The organism is Corynebacterium faecale (genome assembly GCF_030408735.1).
Classification (GTDB): Bacteria; Actinomycetota; Actinomycetes; order Mycobacteriales; family Mycobacteriaceae; genus Corynebacterium; species Corynebacterium faecale.
Genome location: NZ_CP047204.1, coordinates 1,993,277 through 2,008,388, shown reverse-complemented (window position 1 = coordinate 2,008,388; position 15,112 = coordinate 1,993,277). Strand labels below are relative to the sequence as shown.

Sequence of the window (15,112 nt, the reverse complement as noted above, 5' to 3'; positions counted from 1 at the left end):
ATGCGTATCGGTGAGTTCTCGGCGGCAACGGGGGTCAGCGCCCGGATGCTGCGTCACTATGAGGCACTCGGGTTGTTTCCGCCTGCAGGGCGCAGTGCAGCTGGCTACCGGGAGTACACCGGGGATCATCTCCGGCGGATTCTCCACATTGAAAGTCTTCGTTCCCTCGGGCTCGGACTCAAAGAGGTGGGGCAGGCGCTGGCTGATCCGGATTTCTCCTTCGATGCGGTGATTGGTGAGTTGATTGCTGAATCCAGGGAGCGCCTGAGACAGGAACGAAACCTCCTCGCGCGCCTGCAGGCGGTCCATACCGCCGGTGCCACCACCTGGGATGAAGCCCTGGCCATTACCGCGATGCTGCGTGGTCTGCGCTCACGGGATCCAGCTGTACGGCAGGCCTCTGCGTTGTCCCCGGACGTTGGTGCCCAGCCGAAACTTCTTGCCCGGGCTGCTCTTGATGAACAAAACGTCAACGTCGCCGGAAGTCTGTCCTGGGCGGTGCTCCGCGCCGGGCGGGACGCGGTGGATGAGGTGGCACGGGGATTGGGATCCACGGATGTGGAGGTGCGGCGCCGTGCCGTGCGGATCCTGGCTGATGCCCCGGGTGCTGTTGATCATCTCCTCGCAGCCCTTAATGATGATGACTCAGACGTGCGAGCCCTGACCGCCCTGTCACTGGGTAGACAACACCAGCAGGAAGCGATCCCGGAACTGATGGAGATGATTCTTGACGGGCGACAGGATGTGGATGCGGCAGACACCCTGGCCGCCCAACCCCAGTGGGAGGAGGAGATCCTCACCGCGTTCGCCCATCTCCTCGCCCAGTTGCCCGCGGATGAACCCGCCAGGGCCCGGATCACCCAGGCGCTTGCGGAGTTCGGTGGTTCCGATCAGCTCCTGCAGCAGCTGGTGGGGGACCGGTCACCGCAGGTGGATATGACAGCCCGGGCGATCCTGACCACCCGGCGGGCAACTGGTCGGTGAGGGTGTGCAGGTTCTCGGGTACGATCCCTCTTCGTGAATAGGTTTGGTCGCATCAAGCCCGGGAGCCGTATGCTGGCACCCCTGCTGATGATCATCAACGGATTATCGCTCTACGCAGGCGCGGCCATCGCCGTCGGTCTCTTCGAGACCCTCCCGCCGGTGTTGGTGGCATGGTTCCGGATCTCCACGGCAGCGGTGATGTTGGTAGTGCTGTTTCGGCCCAGGGTACGGGATTTTCTTGGCCGCACCGGCTTCAATGCGGCGGTTTACGGTATCTCAACGCTGGCCATGAACATGACCTTCTATGAAGCGATCGCACGGCTGCCCATGGGAACCGCGGTGGCCATTGAATTCCTCGGTCCCATCACCGTGGCTGCGTTGGGCAGCCGGACCCTGCGCGACTGGACGGCGCTGTTGCTGGCAGGGGTGGGTGTGGTGGTCATTTCCGGTGCACAGTGGTCCGCAAACAGTGTTGGTGTCCTTTTCGCGCTGGGTGCTGCGGCGTTGTGGGCGCTGTATATCATCGCGGGCAACCGGATCGCCGGTTCCGCCGAGGACAGTCGCACGGGTATGACCGTCGGGTTCTTCTGGGCGGCCCTGCTCGCGGCACCCCTGGCCTGGTGGCTGTGGCCCGGGATGTCCGAGTTGGCGCTGGCCCCGGTGGAGCTGCTGGGTCTGGCTTTCGGCCTGGGTGTGCTGAGTGCGGTGATTCCCTACGGGCTTGATCTCATCGTGCTGCGCATGGCCGGGCGCGCCTACTTCGCCCTGCTGCTGGCGATGTTGCCGCTCACCGCCGCGGTAATGGGCGCGGTGGCGCTCGGGCAGCTGCTCACCGTTGCTGAGATGTTCGGCATTGCGCTGGTCATTGTCGCTGTTGCTTTACGACGACCAACCTGACCTTCATCCACCCGGAAATTTTCGGCTATCTGTTCGGTTTGCCTTAGACTATGGCTATGCAACGCTGGGTTCTGCACATCGACATGGATGCTTTTTTCGCATCTGTCGAACAACTGACCCGGCCCACCCTGCGGGGCCGTCCTGTCCTGGTGGGTGGTGCTTCAGGCAGGGGAGTGGTCGCCGGGGCTTCTTATGAAGCCAGGAAATTCGGAGCCCGTTCAGCTATGCCCATGCACCAGGCAAAAGCCCGTGTCGGTTTCGGCGCGGTGGTGGTCACACCGCGCCATCAGGTGTACTCCGTGGCGTCGAAACGCGTTTTTCAGATCATCGAACGCCGCGCAGGTCTGGTCGAACAGCTCTCCATCGATGAGGGCTTCATGGAACCGGAGGAACTGGTCGGTGCCACACCGGAGCAGGTCCGCGACTGGGCTGAGGCCCTGCGCGCCCAGATCAGGGAGCAAACGGGACTGCCGGCCTCGGTGGGTGCTGGATCGGGTAAACAGATTGCCAAGATCTCCTCCGGGGAGGCCAAACCCGATGGGGTGTTCGTGGTGCCGGAAGAAAAACAACATGAGCTGCTCGATCCGCTGCCGGTGAACGTGTTGTGGGGTGTTGGGCCGGTCACCGGGGCGAAACTGACCACCATGGGCGTGGAGACCATCGCGGATCTGGCAGCACTGACCGTCAGAGAGGTGGAGATCAGCCTCGGCCCAACCCTGGGTGTGGGCCTGTGGAACCTGGCCCGCGGTATTGATGACCGCCCGGTGGAACCCCGTGCGGAAGCCAAACAGATCTCCCAGGAACACACCTATGAACATGATCTGACCACACGATCCCAGGTGGATGCCGCTCTGCGTCGAGCCGCGGAGGGGGCACACCGCCGCCTGCTCAGGGATGGCCGGGGTGCCCGCACCATCAGCGTGAAACTGCGCATGAGTGATTTCCGGATCGAATCCCGGTCGTTGACCCTGCCCTATGTCACCGATGATCTGGCAACGCTGGAGGCCACCGCCTTCCGCCTGATACGTTACCCCGAGGAAACCGGACCGATCCGACTGGTGGGCGTGGGTTTCTCCGGGCTGGAGGAAAACCGCCAGGATGTCCTCTTCCCAGAGCTGGATCAACAGATCGTGATTCCTGCGCCGGCGGATACGGACTATGAATCAGGTGTGCGCGCCAACGACACCATCACCCGGCCCACGGTTGATGACCTGACAGAGCACCCTGGTCACCGGATCTGGAAAGCCACCCAGGATGTCCATCATCCGGAGTTCGGACACGGTTGGGTTCAGGGAGCAGGCCACGGGGTGGTGTCGGTGCGATTTGAAACCAGAACCACCGCCAGGGGTGTTACACGCAGCTTCGCCGTGGATGACCCGGTGCTGCACCCTGCCGATCCACTCGACAGCCTGGACTGGGCAGACTGGCTGGCTGAAAACGGCCACGGTTTAGACGGTGACTGAAGAAACCGGGATCAGGAGCGGAACCCCAGCTAGAACAATGTCGCCGGGTGCTGGCCGGTAGCCAGTGCAATCGCGAGCAGGACTCGTGACTGGCCTGCGCGGAAATAACGTGAACCAATGGCACCCTTGGCTGCCAGGGTGGCACCGCCACCGGCACCACCATAGGCACCGGCGACATCACCTCGGGGGACACGCGTGGTCATTATTACCGGCACGCCCGATTCAAGTGCCTTGCCCAGTGCCGCACCCATGGCTGATCCGACGTTGCCGGAACCCATAGCTTCCACCACCAGGCCCTGCGCACCGGCATCAAGAGCGGCCTGGACAGAGGCTCCGGAGGCGCCGGGGTAGGCGGGGATGATCTCCACAGCAATATCAGCGAGCGCGGCCAGCTCAAGTGGGTCTGGGCGTTCCGGCTCCTCCGGGCCATTGGTGGCGAAGGCCAGTTCGTCGCTGGTGTGCCACTTGGTGCATCCACGCGCCGGGATCACGGCGTGGCCGAAGACAATGAGGGTGCCGATGTTGCGGGCGGAGGCATCGGAGGCGATGAGGCAGGCCTCGAAGAGGTTGCCCGGGCCATCAGCCTCCGGGTGATCGGCGGGCTTCTGGGCACCGGTGAAGATTACGGGACGGTGATCAGTGTGGAAGGTGTCCACCGCAATGGCGGTCTCCTCCATGGAATCAGTACCGTGAGTGACCACGATGCCCACCACGTCAGGATCCTCGAGGATCCGGTGGATCGCGGTGTTGATCTCGTCATAGTCCGCGAAGGTCATGGAGGAGGAATCCAGGCGGTTGAGTTCATGGATCTCGAAGACGAACTGGGAGGAATCAAAACGGGCGGCGATGGGACGGAGCAATTCCTCGCCACTGACTGTGGGCAGGAGATGGCCATCCGCATCGGAAGTGCACGCGATGGTTCCTCCCGTGGTGATCACAGCTACTTTGGACACGGTGGCAGGGGCGGGTGTGGTCTCGGACATGCGGATAACAGTATCAACTGACAGTGATCAGGTGTCCGTGGGCCGGATATCTCCGGATGTATGGCACGGAAACCAGCGGGGTAACCAGTGGGGTAACCAGTGGGGTGGTGATTCACAGTATTTTCTCATACTGGGGATATGGGCAGCCATGGAAAAGCGTGTAGCCTTTGTTGGGAAAGTTGTCGTCGCCTGCCATGCATATGTGTGGCCGGATTCACGGAGTGGGTGGCCTGTCCCCTGGCAGGAGCTTGATTTGTGTATCTGCTGGCTGCGGAGAGGTTTCCAGATACCGGTTTCCTCGGGGACACGAAGGTGCCCCGCGGTGTGAGGTGTCCTTCCGCAGCTGCCATGGTGGTGGCGGAACCCTGCATCACCGGTGACGACGATGACACAATATGCAAAGGATTTTTCAACGTGAAGTTTTTCAAGGCAACCGCAGTCACCTTCACCATGGTCGGCGCCCTCGCCCTCGGCGCGTGCTCCAGCGATGATGAGGCAGCAGACACCGATACCACCACCGCCGCCGCTGACACCACCACCTCCGAGTCCCCGGGCACTGCTGCCGAGTACCCGACCGCTGATGAACTGAACCAGGTCCTGGCCGTGGCCACTGATCCGGAAGCCAGCCTCGAGGAGAAGGTCAACACCGTCCAGGGTTCCGAGAACGCCCCTGAGCTGTTCGAGACCATGACCCAGGCCAAGGTGGAATCCGGCGCGGAGTTCCAGGTTGTCGGTTCCGTCCTTCCGGGCTATGACCCACAGTCTGAGGTGCTGACCACCGTCATGTTCACCCTCCCGGATCGCCCGGATCAGGAAGCTGAAGGCGTGGAGTTCGTCAACGTCGACGGCAACTGGAAGCTGTCCCAGGACTGGGCCTGCATCCTGATCACCAACACCGTTGCACCTGAGCAGGTCCCTGACATGTGTGTGGGTGCTGACACCGGTGCGGTTGCCCCAGCTGAGGGCGCTGAGGTTGAAGCGCCAGCTGAAGAGCCGGTCGCCGTTCAGTAATCCCTGAAGATCAGTCTGGCAGACCCAGACTGATTCTCTTCCCCGTCCATCGTTTCCTGATCCACCTGTCATGGCTGGCCAGGATCACACGGCCGGGGAATTTTTTAATGGCCTCCTCAAGTTCCTCACTCAGGGCGAGGGAGAGGTGGTTGGTCGGTTCGTCGAGAAGCAGCAAGTCCGGCGGACTTGCCAGGATGAGGCCGAGTGACACGCGCCGGCGCTGCCCCAGGGACAGCGCCTCCATCGGCATGCTTTGCGACGCCTGACTCAACAGGCCCATATCCACCAGGCTGGGAGAATTCGCCACTCTGAGCTGGTTGAAAACCTCCTCCGCGGTGGCAACCATCTGCGCATCTGTCCATGAATCATCCTGTTTGAGGCGCTTGACGCGGAGATCCTCCGGCATGATCACTTCACCCTCGGTAGGCTCCAGCACACCCTCCAACACGGAGAGCAGCGTGGATTTCCCTGTGCCGTTGGCACCCTCGACCAGGATGTGATCACCCGGGTCGATGCGGAATTTCACCGGCGCCAGGCGGTCAGCAACCCCAATGGACCGGATCTCCACTGATTCACCCGCCGCATGGCGTTGAAAATCCGGGATGCCCTGGAACTCCAGAGGTTTGGGTGGGGCGGGCAGGGCGTACCGCTCCAGGGCCTCCAGACGATTGCGTGCAGACCGCACCCGGTTGCCCTGGGTTTTGGCCGCGCGGTCGGCGTGGAACTTCTGGGAGATCTTGGATTCCGACTTGGATACCGAGCGGTGGAAGATGTCCTCCTCGCCGATCTCGGAGGTGGCCTCGAGCTTCTCCCGTTCGGATTCCTGAGCCACGTAGAGCTGGGACCAGCGTTCCCTCCGCCGCTCCCGTTCCTTGATGTAGTCGGTGAAGCCACCGCCGAAGGACACAGCCTGCTTCACTTCTTCACCGGCTCCACCCTCCGGGCCCAGCGCGGGGTCCAGATCAACCAGCTCAGTGGCCACCGCGTCTAGGAAGAAGCGGTCGTGGCTGGCGATGAGGACCGGGCCCTTGAAGGATTTCAGATCCTTGATGAGGAAGTCGACAGCGTTGTCATCCAGGTGGTTGGTGGGCTCATCCAGGATCATGGCTGTCGCCGGTTCCAGCAGCATGGCGGCCAGCGCGAACCTTCTGCGCTGCCCGCCGGATAATTCGCGGATCGGGGTGGAACGGTCAATGTCGGCCAGACCAAGACCGGCGACAATTTCCTCGATGCGGGACTCCAATGTCCAGACACCCATCTCCTCAGCCTGGCTCAGCGCGCGGTCAAACTGCTCGGCGACATCACCGGGTGGATTATCACTACCCATGGCCACGGTCAGTTCGGCGATGGCGGATTCCACAGCCCGAACCGGTGCCACCGACGCATCAATCAATGATTGGACGGGAAGCTCGAACGGGAGCTCTGTCTCCTGGGCGATGAACCCGGTGTCCGCGGGGAGATAGATGCGTCCCTGATCAGGTTCCAGCACACCCGCGATGAGGGCGAGAAGCGTGGACTTACCGGAACCGTTTTCGCCGATGAGGCCCACGATCTCACCCTTATTCACAGTCAGGGAGATGTCAGCGAGTACGCGTCTGGCAGGGTAGGAGAAGCTAAGGCCATCAACAGAGATATAGGTGGCGTGGGAGCGCATGTGAAAATCCTTCGATGTCGTTCTTTAACGAATCCGCCCACGTGACCGTGCAAGCTGGGGGATCCGTACTGATGTTGTTTCAGGGTGAGAAGACTATCGAGGAATGAACATGCCTAAATTATGCACGCAGAATCATGGAATGGCAACCATATTCGAATCATCAAATTTCAAGCCGGTGGTGGAATCCTGGATCACCCGGAGATCATCCTCAGAACCACCGTAAACCACGCGGGTGGTCCAGGACACCTCCCCGGCGGTGGGGGCGGGAAGATTGAGATCCACCGAGAGAGCACCGTTGGACGTGGTGTTGGAATTCAACACCGTGAGTTGTCCCGGGGTGTCCTCGTTGACACCGGTGGTGTCCGGGTTGATTTCAAGCGCGCCGAGGCTTGGGCGCTGGGCTACCGAGATATCCAGATCAACCACATCTCCCCTGATTCCGGTGATGGTGTAGGTCACCGTCTGCAGCAGAGCTGATTCGCCCGAGACCCTGCTGTCCACGGACCACCGGGCTCCCATTCCGATCTCATCCTCAGGGAAGACAACGGGGAGGGAGGCGAATTTGAGGAGGTACTGCTCCATGATGAGGCGTCCGGTGTCAGTGGCGTCGATGGGTGCCGCGAATGTCAGCGCAGATTGTTGTCCCCGGTCATCGGTTCGGGTGCCCATGGTGAAGCCCGCGGTGGAGTTGATGTCCTCAGCCAGATCCAGATCGGTGAACGTCGGTTGGCCCACCGTGTAGGAGACTGCCCTGGTGGCCTCCAATGTCTCCTCTTCCACAGACTCCGCGGCGGTCAGATCAGCGGTCAGTGGAAGACGCATGGTGCTGACATCCCCACCTTCTAGTTCAGGGGAGGGATCAACTTCGGCGGCAGGCATAACCGACTGGGTGAAACCATCTGACACCGAGAGAGTGAGGGTCTGCCTGGTGGTGCCTTCATCGGCAGTGGATTCCGTTGCAGTGTCCGCTGAATAGCGCAACTGTCTCAGCTCGCCGGTGCCCGGGTCCAAGACCGTGACCCGGGGTACATCCACGGTGAGACCCACGGCCTGCTCAACCTCCGGGCCGTCCGTGGGGGAATCCGCCTCCACGCAGGCGGACAACACCAGCGCGGTGGAGGATGCCACCACCAGGGCAGTGATGCGGAGACCGCGCCTGTTTCGGTGGGAACGGCGGAGACGGTGGGGCAGTTTATTCATACGCACGTATTCAAATCTAGCTTCTCACCCACCATTCACCCCATCACGGGTGGAATTCGGCAGTGAAGGTGGCCAGGTGGAACTTTGACCTGCTGATGGGGAATGATGGTTCACGTGACCTCAAATGATGCAGGGGCGACAACAGTCCCCACAAGCCCAGGGGAGAAGAGGACAACCGGAAAGCGAATGGCCGCGATGATGGCGGTCATCATCGTGGTGATCGCAGCCATTGATCAGGTTGTGAAGCAGATCATGCTGAATTGGTTGGAACCGGGTGAACCGGTCTCCGTCATCGGCGACTGGCTCCGCTTCTACCTGTTGTTCAATCCCGGCGCGGCATTTTCCATGGGGGAGAACAGCACCTGGCTTTTCACCAGCATCCAGTTGGCCTTCGTGGTTGGCATCAGTATCTACGCACCCAGGGTGAAACACCGATGGGTGGGTATCGGGCTGGCCATGGTTGCCGGTGGCGCACTGGGCAATCTGGTTGACCGGCTGTTCCGTGACCCGGGGTTCTACGTCGGGCATGTGGTTGATTATATTTCCGTGGGCAGTTTCGCGGTTTTCAATATCGCAGACGCTTCCATCACCACGGGTGTGGTGGTGTTTCTCATCGGCATGTTCCTGGAGGACCGCGACGCCGCACGGGCAGAGAAGGCCCGGGCAGTAACCACTGGTCCATCAGAAGCGGAGGACGTATAGATGACTAGACAAAATAGAACCCTTCCGGTCCCCGAGGGGCTGGCAGGCATGCGCGTTGACGCAGCCTTGTCCAAACTTCTGGGTATTTCCCGGACCACTGCGGCCGATCTCGCAGAGGCGGGGGATGTCTTCGTTGATGGTGTCACTGTCCGTAAGAGTGATCGCCTGGTGCCGGATTCGATGCTGGATGTCCTCCTCCCCGAACCAGCTCAACCGTTGATGCCGAAGGAGGAGATCGTACCCGGCCTGGACATCCTCTATGCCGACGATGATCTCATCGCGGTGAATAAACCTGTCGGTGTCGCAGCACACCCCACTGTGGGTTGGGAGGGGCCGACCGTCGTCGGGGGCCTGGCGGCGGCAGGTTTCCGGATCTCCACCTCCGGTCCACCGGAGCGCAAGGGCATTGTCCAGCGACTGGACGTGGGCACCTCGGGTGTCATGGTGGTGGCCGCATCCGAACGGGGTTATACCGTGCTGAAACGCGCATTCCGGGACCGCACCGTGGAGAAGACCTACCACGCCCTGGTGCAGGGCCACCCGGATCCGACTGAAGGAACCATCGAGGCCCCGATCGGACGGCATCCGTCAGCTGGATGGCGTTTTGCCGTCACCACCGACGGTAAGCATGCGGTCACCCATTATGAAACCCTCGAGGCATTCCAGGAGGCCACCCTCCTCAAAATCCATCTGGAAACAGGCCGCACCCACCAGATCCGTGTCCATTTCTCGGCCCTTCACCACCCGTGTTGTGGCGACCCGATGTACGGTTCGGATCCAGCCCTATCCGCACGCCTCGGTTTGATCCGTCAGTGGCTGCATGCCGTATCTCTCGGTTTCCATCATCCGGCGGATGGTCGATGGATGGAGATCAGCTCCCCTTACCCGGATGATCTCAGCCATGCTCTCGAGCTCCTGCGTGAACAATGACGGACCAGAAACTGGATCGGACCCGCAAACTGGTGGCGCTCCTGGCGCTGCTCATTCTGGTTATCGCCGTGGTGGCGCTGAGCTTCAGCGACCGGACGAATAAACCGATGGCCATCAACGGCGACATGCTGGGCCAGGACACTGCAGAATCCCTGGAACAGTATGTGGATCGGGCGGCGGCGTCGGTCACCCAGACACCAGCGGATGACAACGCCTTCGCCCTGGTGACGTTCTCCCCTGCGTTGGTGCCTGCGGATGCGGCTGGGGCGGTGGACGATATTGAGCGGGTCAACGCCATGGTGATGTTATCCGCTGCTCCGATGGGTTTGCCGGAACCGGTGGCGGGGGAGACTCGCGCCGATGTGTTTGATCGTCAGCTGGATCGTCTCCAGGGCAGCGTGGACGGGATCGGTAACGTGCAGGTCCCGGATGTGATCAACGGCGTGATCGTGTGGGATGACGGCGAGGCCCTCCGTGCGCTTGCTCAGGCCCCGGGTGTCCTGGCTGTTGAGGCCCTTCCCGTGGATGCGGGGTGGGGTCACTTCGGGGTGCGTCCCGTGTACGTCGATGACACCAGGAACCGTCCCGCGGCGTGATGAGAGCTGACCACCCAGGGGTGGGAACCGTCTTCAGGAAGGTTCAGCGGGATGTTTATGGCGATCCCGTCTGTTCAGGGCACGTCTCTTCTGGCGGAGAATGTCCCACAGATAAAGTGTGACCGCGACCCAGATGATGATGAATCCCACCCAGCGGGTCTGCTCCATGTATTCGTTGACCACCACCACGGCCCAGAGCATCTGCATGGTGGGTGTGATGTATTGAAGCATGCCCACCGTGGACAGCGGGATGGCCTTGGCCGCGTAGCCGAACAGCAGCAGTGGCAGAGCAGTGACCAGACCCGCACTGATCAATAGTGCCGCGTGCGAGGGACCATTGTTGAAGAAGGTGCCGTCTCCACTTGATTCGAGCCAGATGAGATAACCCAGGGCGACCGGCAGCAGCACCAGGGTCTCAGCGGTGAGGGAGGTGATGGCGGACATATTCACCTTCTTCTTGATGGCACCGTAGATACCGAAGGTGAACGCCAGCGTCAGTGCCAGGATCGGTGGCTGGCCACCGAGCACCGCGAGGAAGAGGACAGCGGCGACGGCGATCAGGACGGACAGCACCTGGAGTCGGCGTAGCTGCTCCCTGAACAGGACGACACCGAACAAGACGCTCACTAAAGGGTTGATGAAGTAGCCGAGTGCGGCTTCGGTGACATTTCCTGAATTGACGGTGATCACGTAGAACAGCCAGTTCAGCGCGATGAATATGGCGGCAGCGATCACCCTGATCCAGGTGATGCGGTCGACCCCACGAAACTCCTGCCAGCCTTTCCGGATCGTGACCACGATGGCCATTATCACAGCTGTCCACACGATGCGGTGGGCCAGGATCTCGAGGGGACCGGCTGGCATCAGCAGGGGAAAGAACGCCGGGAAGAGACCCCAGAGCAGGTAGGCGAGCAAGCCGTAAATCATAAAGGATCACCTTATACCCAACTGTGGGTGAGGAGGGACCGCGACGTTATTTTTCTCTGTGACCTGCAGGTTTACCCAGGATGTCCGGCGGGCTAGACTGTCCATCATGGCCAAGAAATCCTCATTTGTTCATCTGCACAATCACACCGAGTATTCGATGTTGGATGGTATGGCCAAGATCGACATGCTCGCGGATGAGGTGAACCGCCAGCAGATGCCGGCGGTGGGAATCACCGACCACGGCAATATGTACGGCTCCAATGCGTTCTATCGCAAGATGACGGAAGCTGGCGTCAAACCGATCATCGGCATTGAGTCCTATATGGCCCCCGAATCCCGTTTCAACAAGGACCGCATCCGCTGGGGTGATCCACACCAGAAGAGGGATGACGTTTCTGGCTCCGGTGCCTATCTTCACCAGACCATGCTGGCAGAGAATGCCGCCGGTCTGCGTAATCTGTTCTATCTCTCCTCCATGGCGTCCTATGAGGGGCAGCTGGGTAAATGGCCGCGCATGGACGCGGAGATTATCGCGGAACACGCCGAAGGCATCATCGCCACCACCGGTTGCCCCTCGGGTGATGTTCAGACGCGCCTGCGGTTGGGGCAGTTTGATGAGGCACTCGAGGCTGCCGCCATGTGGCAGGACATCTATGGGCGCGATAATTATTTCCTTGAGCTCATGGACCATGGGCTGGATATTGAGACCCGTGTCCGCAGTGAACTGCTGGAGATCGGTCGCAAGCTCAACCTGCCACCCCTCGTCACCAATGACTGCCACTATGTTCTGGAATCGCAGGCGCAGGCGCACGAGGCCATGTTGTGTGTGCAGACCGGAAAAACGCTTCACGACGAAGACCGTTTCAAATTCGACGGCACTGGTTATTACATCAAGACTGCTGAGCAGATGCGTGCTCTCTGGGACGATACCGTTCCTGATGGCTGCGACAACACCCTCTGGATTGCTGAGCGGGTCCAGGATTACGGGGAGATCTGGAAGGAGCAGCCCCATGAGCGCATGCCGGTGGCTGATGTTCCAGAAGGTTACACCCCAACTTCCTGGCTGCACCATGAAGTGATGGCGGGGCTGGAAGACCGCTTCCCGGGGCAGGAGGTTCCGAGGGAATATATTGAGCGGGCCGAGTACGAGATCTCCGTCATTGATATGAAGGGATACCCCTCCTACTTCCTCATCGTGGCGGAGATCATTAAACATGCCCGTTCCATCGGAATCTGGGTTGGTCCGGGCCGTGGTTCCGCAGCAGGTGCCCTGGTCGCCTATGCGTTGACCGTGACCAACATCGACCCAATCGAACATGGTCTGCTTTTTGAGAGATTCCTCAATCCGGAACGCCCCTCTGCACCCGATATCGATATTGACTTCGATGACCGTCGGCGTGGTGAGATGATCCGTTATGCCGCTGACCGTTGGGGTGAGGACAAGATCGCCCAGGTGATCACTTTCGGCACGGTGAAGACGAAACAGGCTCTCAAGGATTCAGCGAGGGTTCAGTTTGGCCAGCCTGGTTACCAGATTGCTGACCGCATCGCCAAGGTGCTCCCGCCTCCGATCATGGCCAAGGATATTTCCCTCAAGGGCATCACCGATCCGGATCACGAGCGTTATAACGAAGCCGGTGAGGTCCGTGCGCTCATTGAAACCGACCCCGATGTCAGGCGGATCTATGACACTGCCCGGGGGCTGGAAGGCGTGGTCCGCCAGGCGGGTGTTCATGCCTGCGCGGTGATCATGTCCTCCCAGCCACTTCTGGATATTATTCCGATGTGGAAACGTCCCGCTGACGGGGCTCTCATCACTGGCTGGGACTATCCCGCATGTGAAGCCATCGGTCTGCTGAAGATGGACTTTCTGGGTCTGCGTAACCTCACTGTCATTGGCGACGCCATCGAGAACATCAAGGCCAATCGTGATGGCAAGGTCATCGACCTGGAAAACCTCGCTATCGAGGATGAGGAAACCTACAAGCTGCTCAGCCGCGGTGAAACCCTCGGTGTGTTCCAGCTTGATGGTGGTGGCATGCAGGAATTGCTGAAACGCATGCAGCCAACAGGCTTCAATGACATTGTTGCGGCACTCGCGCTGTACCGGCCGGGACCGATGGGCGTGAATGCCCACTGGGATTACGCGGACCGTAAAAATGGACGCAAACCGATCACCCCGATCCACCCGGAGCTGGAGGAGCCACTCGCGGAGATCCTCGGTGAGACATACGGTTTGATTGTCTATCAGGAGCAGATCATGAAGATCTCCCAGAAGGTGGCCAATTACACCGCCGGTCAGGCCGATGGTTTCCGTAAGGCGATGGGTAAGAAGAAGCCCGAGGTGCTGGAGAAGGAATTTGTCGCCTTCGAAGCCGGTATGAAATCCAATGGTTTCTCCAAGGAGGCAATTACTACACTTTGGGATACTATTCTTCCGTTCGCGGGTTATGCGTTCAACAAATCCCACGCCGCAGGTTATGGGCTGGTGTCCTTCTGGACGGCTTATCTCAAGGCTCACTTTGCACCGGAGTACATGGCGGCCCTGCTGACCTCCGTGGGTGATAACAAGGACAAATCCGCCATCTACCTCGCGGACTGCCGTCACCTGGGTATCCGCGTGCTGTCCCCGGATATCAATGAGTCCGTGCTCAACTTCCTTCCCGTGGGCACGGATATCCGTTATGGACTGGGGGCCATCAGAAACGTCGGTTCAGAAGTGGTGGACTCCATCATCGATACCAGGGATGAGAAGGGGTTGTTCAAGGACTTCTCGGATTATCTCGACAAAATTGATACCCTCCCGTGTAATAAACGCATCACGGAATCTCTGATCAAGGGTGGTGCCTTCGATTCCCTGGGTCATTCCCGCAAGGGTTTGATGTTGGTGTTCGAGGACGCCGTTGATTCGGTGATCGCGACCAAGAAGGCTGCGGACAAGGGGCAGTTCGATCTGTTTGCAGCCCTGGGCGGGGAAGCGGAGGAGGAGGTGGGCAACTTCTTCCAGATCACCGTCCCGGAGGATAAGTGGGATCGTAAACACGAGCTGGCCCTGGAGAGGGAGATGCTCGGCCTGTATGTTTCAGGTCATCCACTGGATGGTTATGAGGATGCCATCGGCGCCCAGGTGGATACCGCCTTGACCACCATCGTGGCGGGTGAGCTCCGCCATGGTGCGGAGGTGACGGTGGGTGGCATCATCTCAGGTGTGGACCGACGCTTCTCCAAGAAGGATGGCTCCCCGTGGGCGATCGTGACCCTGGAAGATCATAACGGTGCTTCCGTGGAACTCCTGGTGTTCAACAAGGTCTATTCCATCGTGGGCTCCATGATCGTGGAGGACAATATCATCCTGGCCAAGGCTCATGTCTCTATCAGGGATGACCGCATGAGCCTGTTCTGTGATGATTTGCGGGTGCCTGAATTGGGCCCTGGAAACGGGTCAGGACTGCCACTGCGACTATCCATGCGCACCGATCAGTGCACCATGACCAATATCTCCAAGCTCAAGCAGGTACTTGTTGATAACCGTGGTGAATCGGATGTTTATCTGAACCTGGTTGATGGCGATAACTCCACCGTGATGATTCTCGGCGATCACCTGCGGGTTTCTCGATCTGCCAGCCTCATGGGTGACCTCAAGGCCACCATGGGGCCTGGGATCCTCGGATAACTTCAGCACTTTTGATAGAGTTTATGAATAAATATCCACCCCAGTGGGGTGGATATTTTCATATCGGGGTTAGCATCGAACCATCAGGCCTT

Annotated in this window: 12 protein-coding genes; 8 read left to right on the top strand and 4 right to left on the bottom strand. The window is 60.1% G+C overall.

Translation table 11 applies throughout. The features are described 5' to 3' along the window. From CFAEC_RS09150 to CFAEC_RS09140, 3 genes are all read left to right on the top strand, one after another. Complete coding sequence (locus tag CFAEC_RS09150) at positions 1-984, top strand: MerR family transcriptional regulator (RefSeq protein ID WP_290276192.1); 984 nt, start codon at positions 1-3, stop codon at positions 982-984. Positions 985-1,053: 69 nt separating this feature from the next. Then, on the top strand, positions 1,054-1,881 hold the full coding sequence (locus tag CFAEC_RS09145) for an EamA family transporter (protein ID WP_435384283.1): 828 nt from the start codon (positions 1,054-1,056) through the stop codon (positions 1,879-1,881). 56 nt (positions 1,882-1,937) lie between these two features. After that, positions 1,938-3,344 (top strand): DNA polymerase IV, encoded by a 1,407-nt coding sequence (locus tag CFAEC_RS09140; protein WP_290276188.1) that lies wholly within the window; start codon positions 1,938-1,940, stop codon positions 3,342-3,344. Between the two features lie 29 nt (positions 3,345-3,373). Here CFAEC_RS09140 and CFAEC_RS09135 read toward each other — a convergent pair whose 3' ends face one another. Beyond that, on the bottom strand, positions 3,374-4,327 hold the full coding sequence (locus CFAEC_RS09135; protein WP_290276187.1) for an asparaginase: 954 nt from the start codon (positions 4,325-4,327) through the stop codon (positions 3,374-3,376). A 414-nt stretch (positions 4,328-4,741) separates the two neighbouring features. Between CFAEC_RS09135 and CFAEC_RS09130 the strand changes: the two genes are divergently transcribed. Beyond that, the gene (locus CFAEC_RS09130) at positions 4,742-5,338 is read left to right on the top strand and encodes a WKL family lipoprotein (protein WP_290276185.1); all 597 of its coding nucleotides are present in this window, start codon (positions 4,742-4,744) and stop codon (positions 5,336-5,338) included. A 10-nt stretch (positions 5,339-5,348) separates the two neighbouring features. On the opposite strand, the gene CFAEC_RS09125 is transcribed toward CFAEC_RS09130, so the two are convergent. Beyond that, positions 5,349-6,992 carry an ABC-F family ATP-binding cassette domain-containing protein gene (locus CFAEC_RS09125; protein WP_290276183.1) on the bottom strand — a complete coding sequence of 548 codons (1,644 nt, stop codon included), beginning with the start codon at positions 6,990-6,992 and terminating at the stop codon, positions 5,349-5,351. 132 nt (positions 6,993-7,124) lie between these two features. Further along, entirely contained in the window at positions 7,125-8,192 is a 1,068-nt protein-coding gene (locus tag CFAEC_RS09120) for a hypothetical protein (protein ID WP_290279858.1), read from the bottom strand. Between the two features lie 105 nt (positions 8,193-8,297). Here CFAEC_RS09120 and lspA point away from each other — a divergent pair, with 105 nt between their 5' ends. Genes lspA through CFAEC_RS09105 form a run of 3 tightly spaced genes read left to right on the top strand, consistent with a single transcriptional unit; the run spans position 8,298 to position 10,420 of the window. Beyond that, positions 8,298-8,894, top strand: a complete 597-nt coding sequence (lspA, locus tag CFAEC_RS09115) for a signal peptidase II (RefSeq protein WP_290279857.1) — start codon at positions 8,298-8,300, stop codon at positions 8,892-8,894. After that, positions 8,895-9,824 (top strand): RluA family pseudouridine synthase, encoded by a 930-nt coding sequence (locus CFAEC_RS09110; RefSeq protein ID WP_290276182.1) that lies wholly within the window; start codon positions 8,895-8,897, stop codon positions 9,822-9,824. Then, positions 9,821-10,420 (top strand): hypothetical protein, encoded by a 600-nt coding sequence (locus CFAEC_RS09105; RefSeq protein ID WP_290276181.1) that lies wholly within the window; start codon positions 9,821-9,823, stop codon positions 10,418-10,420. The genes CFAEC_RS09110 and CFAEC_RS09105 overlap by 4 nt, the downstream gene beginning before the upstream one ends. Positions 10,421-10,453: 33 nt before the next feature. On the opposite strand, the gene rarD is transcribed toward CFAEC_RS09105, so the two are convergent. Further along, positions 10,454-11,347, bottom strand: coding sequence for an EamA family transporter RarD (gene rarD / locus CFAEC_RS09100; protein WP_290276179.1), 894 nt, complete (start codon positions 11,345-11,347; stop codon positions 10,454-10,456). 106 nt (positions 11,348-11,453) lie between these two features. Between rarD and dnaE the strand changes: the two genes are divergently transcribed. Next, on the top strand, positions 11,454-15,020 hold the full coding sequence (gene dnaE / locus CFAEC_RS09095) for a DNA polymerase III subunit alpha (protein ID WP_290276177.1): 3,567 nt from the start codon (positions 11,454-11,456) through the stop codon (positions 15,018-15,020). Positions 15,021-15,112 lie beyond the last annotated feature (92 nt).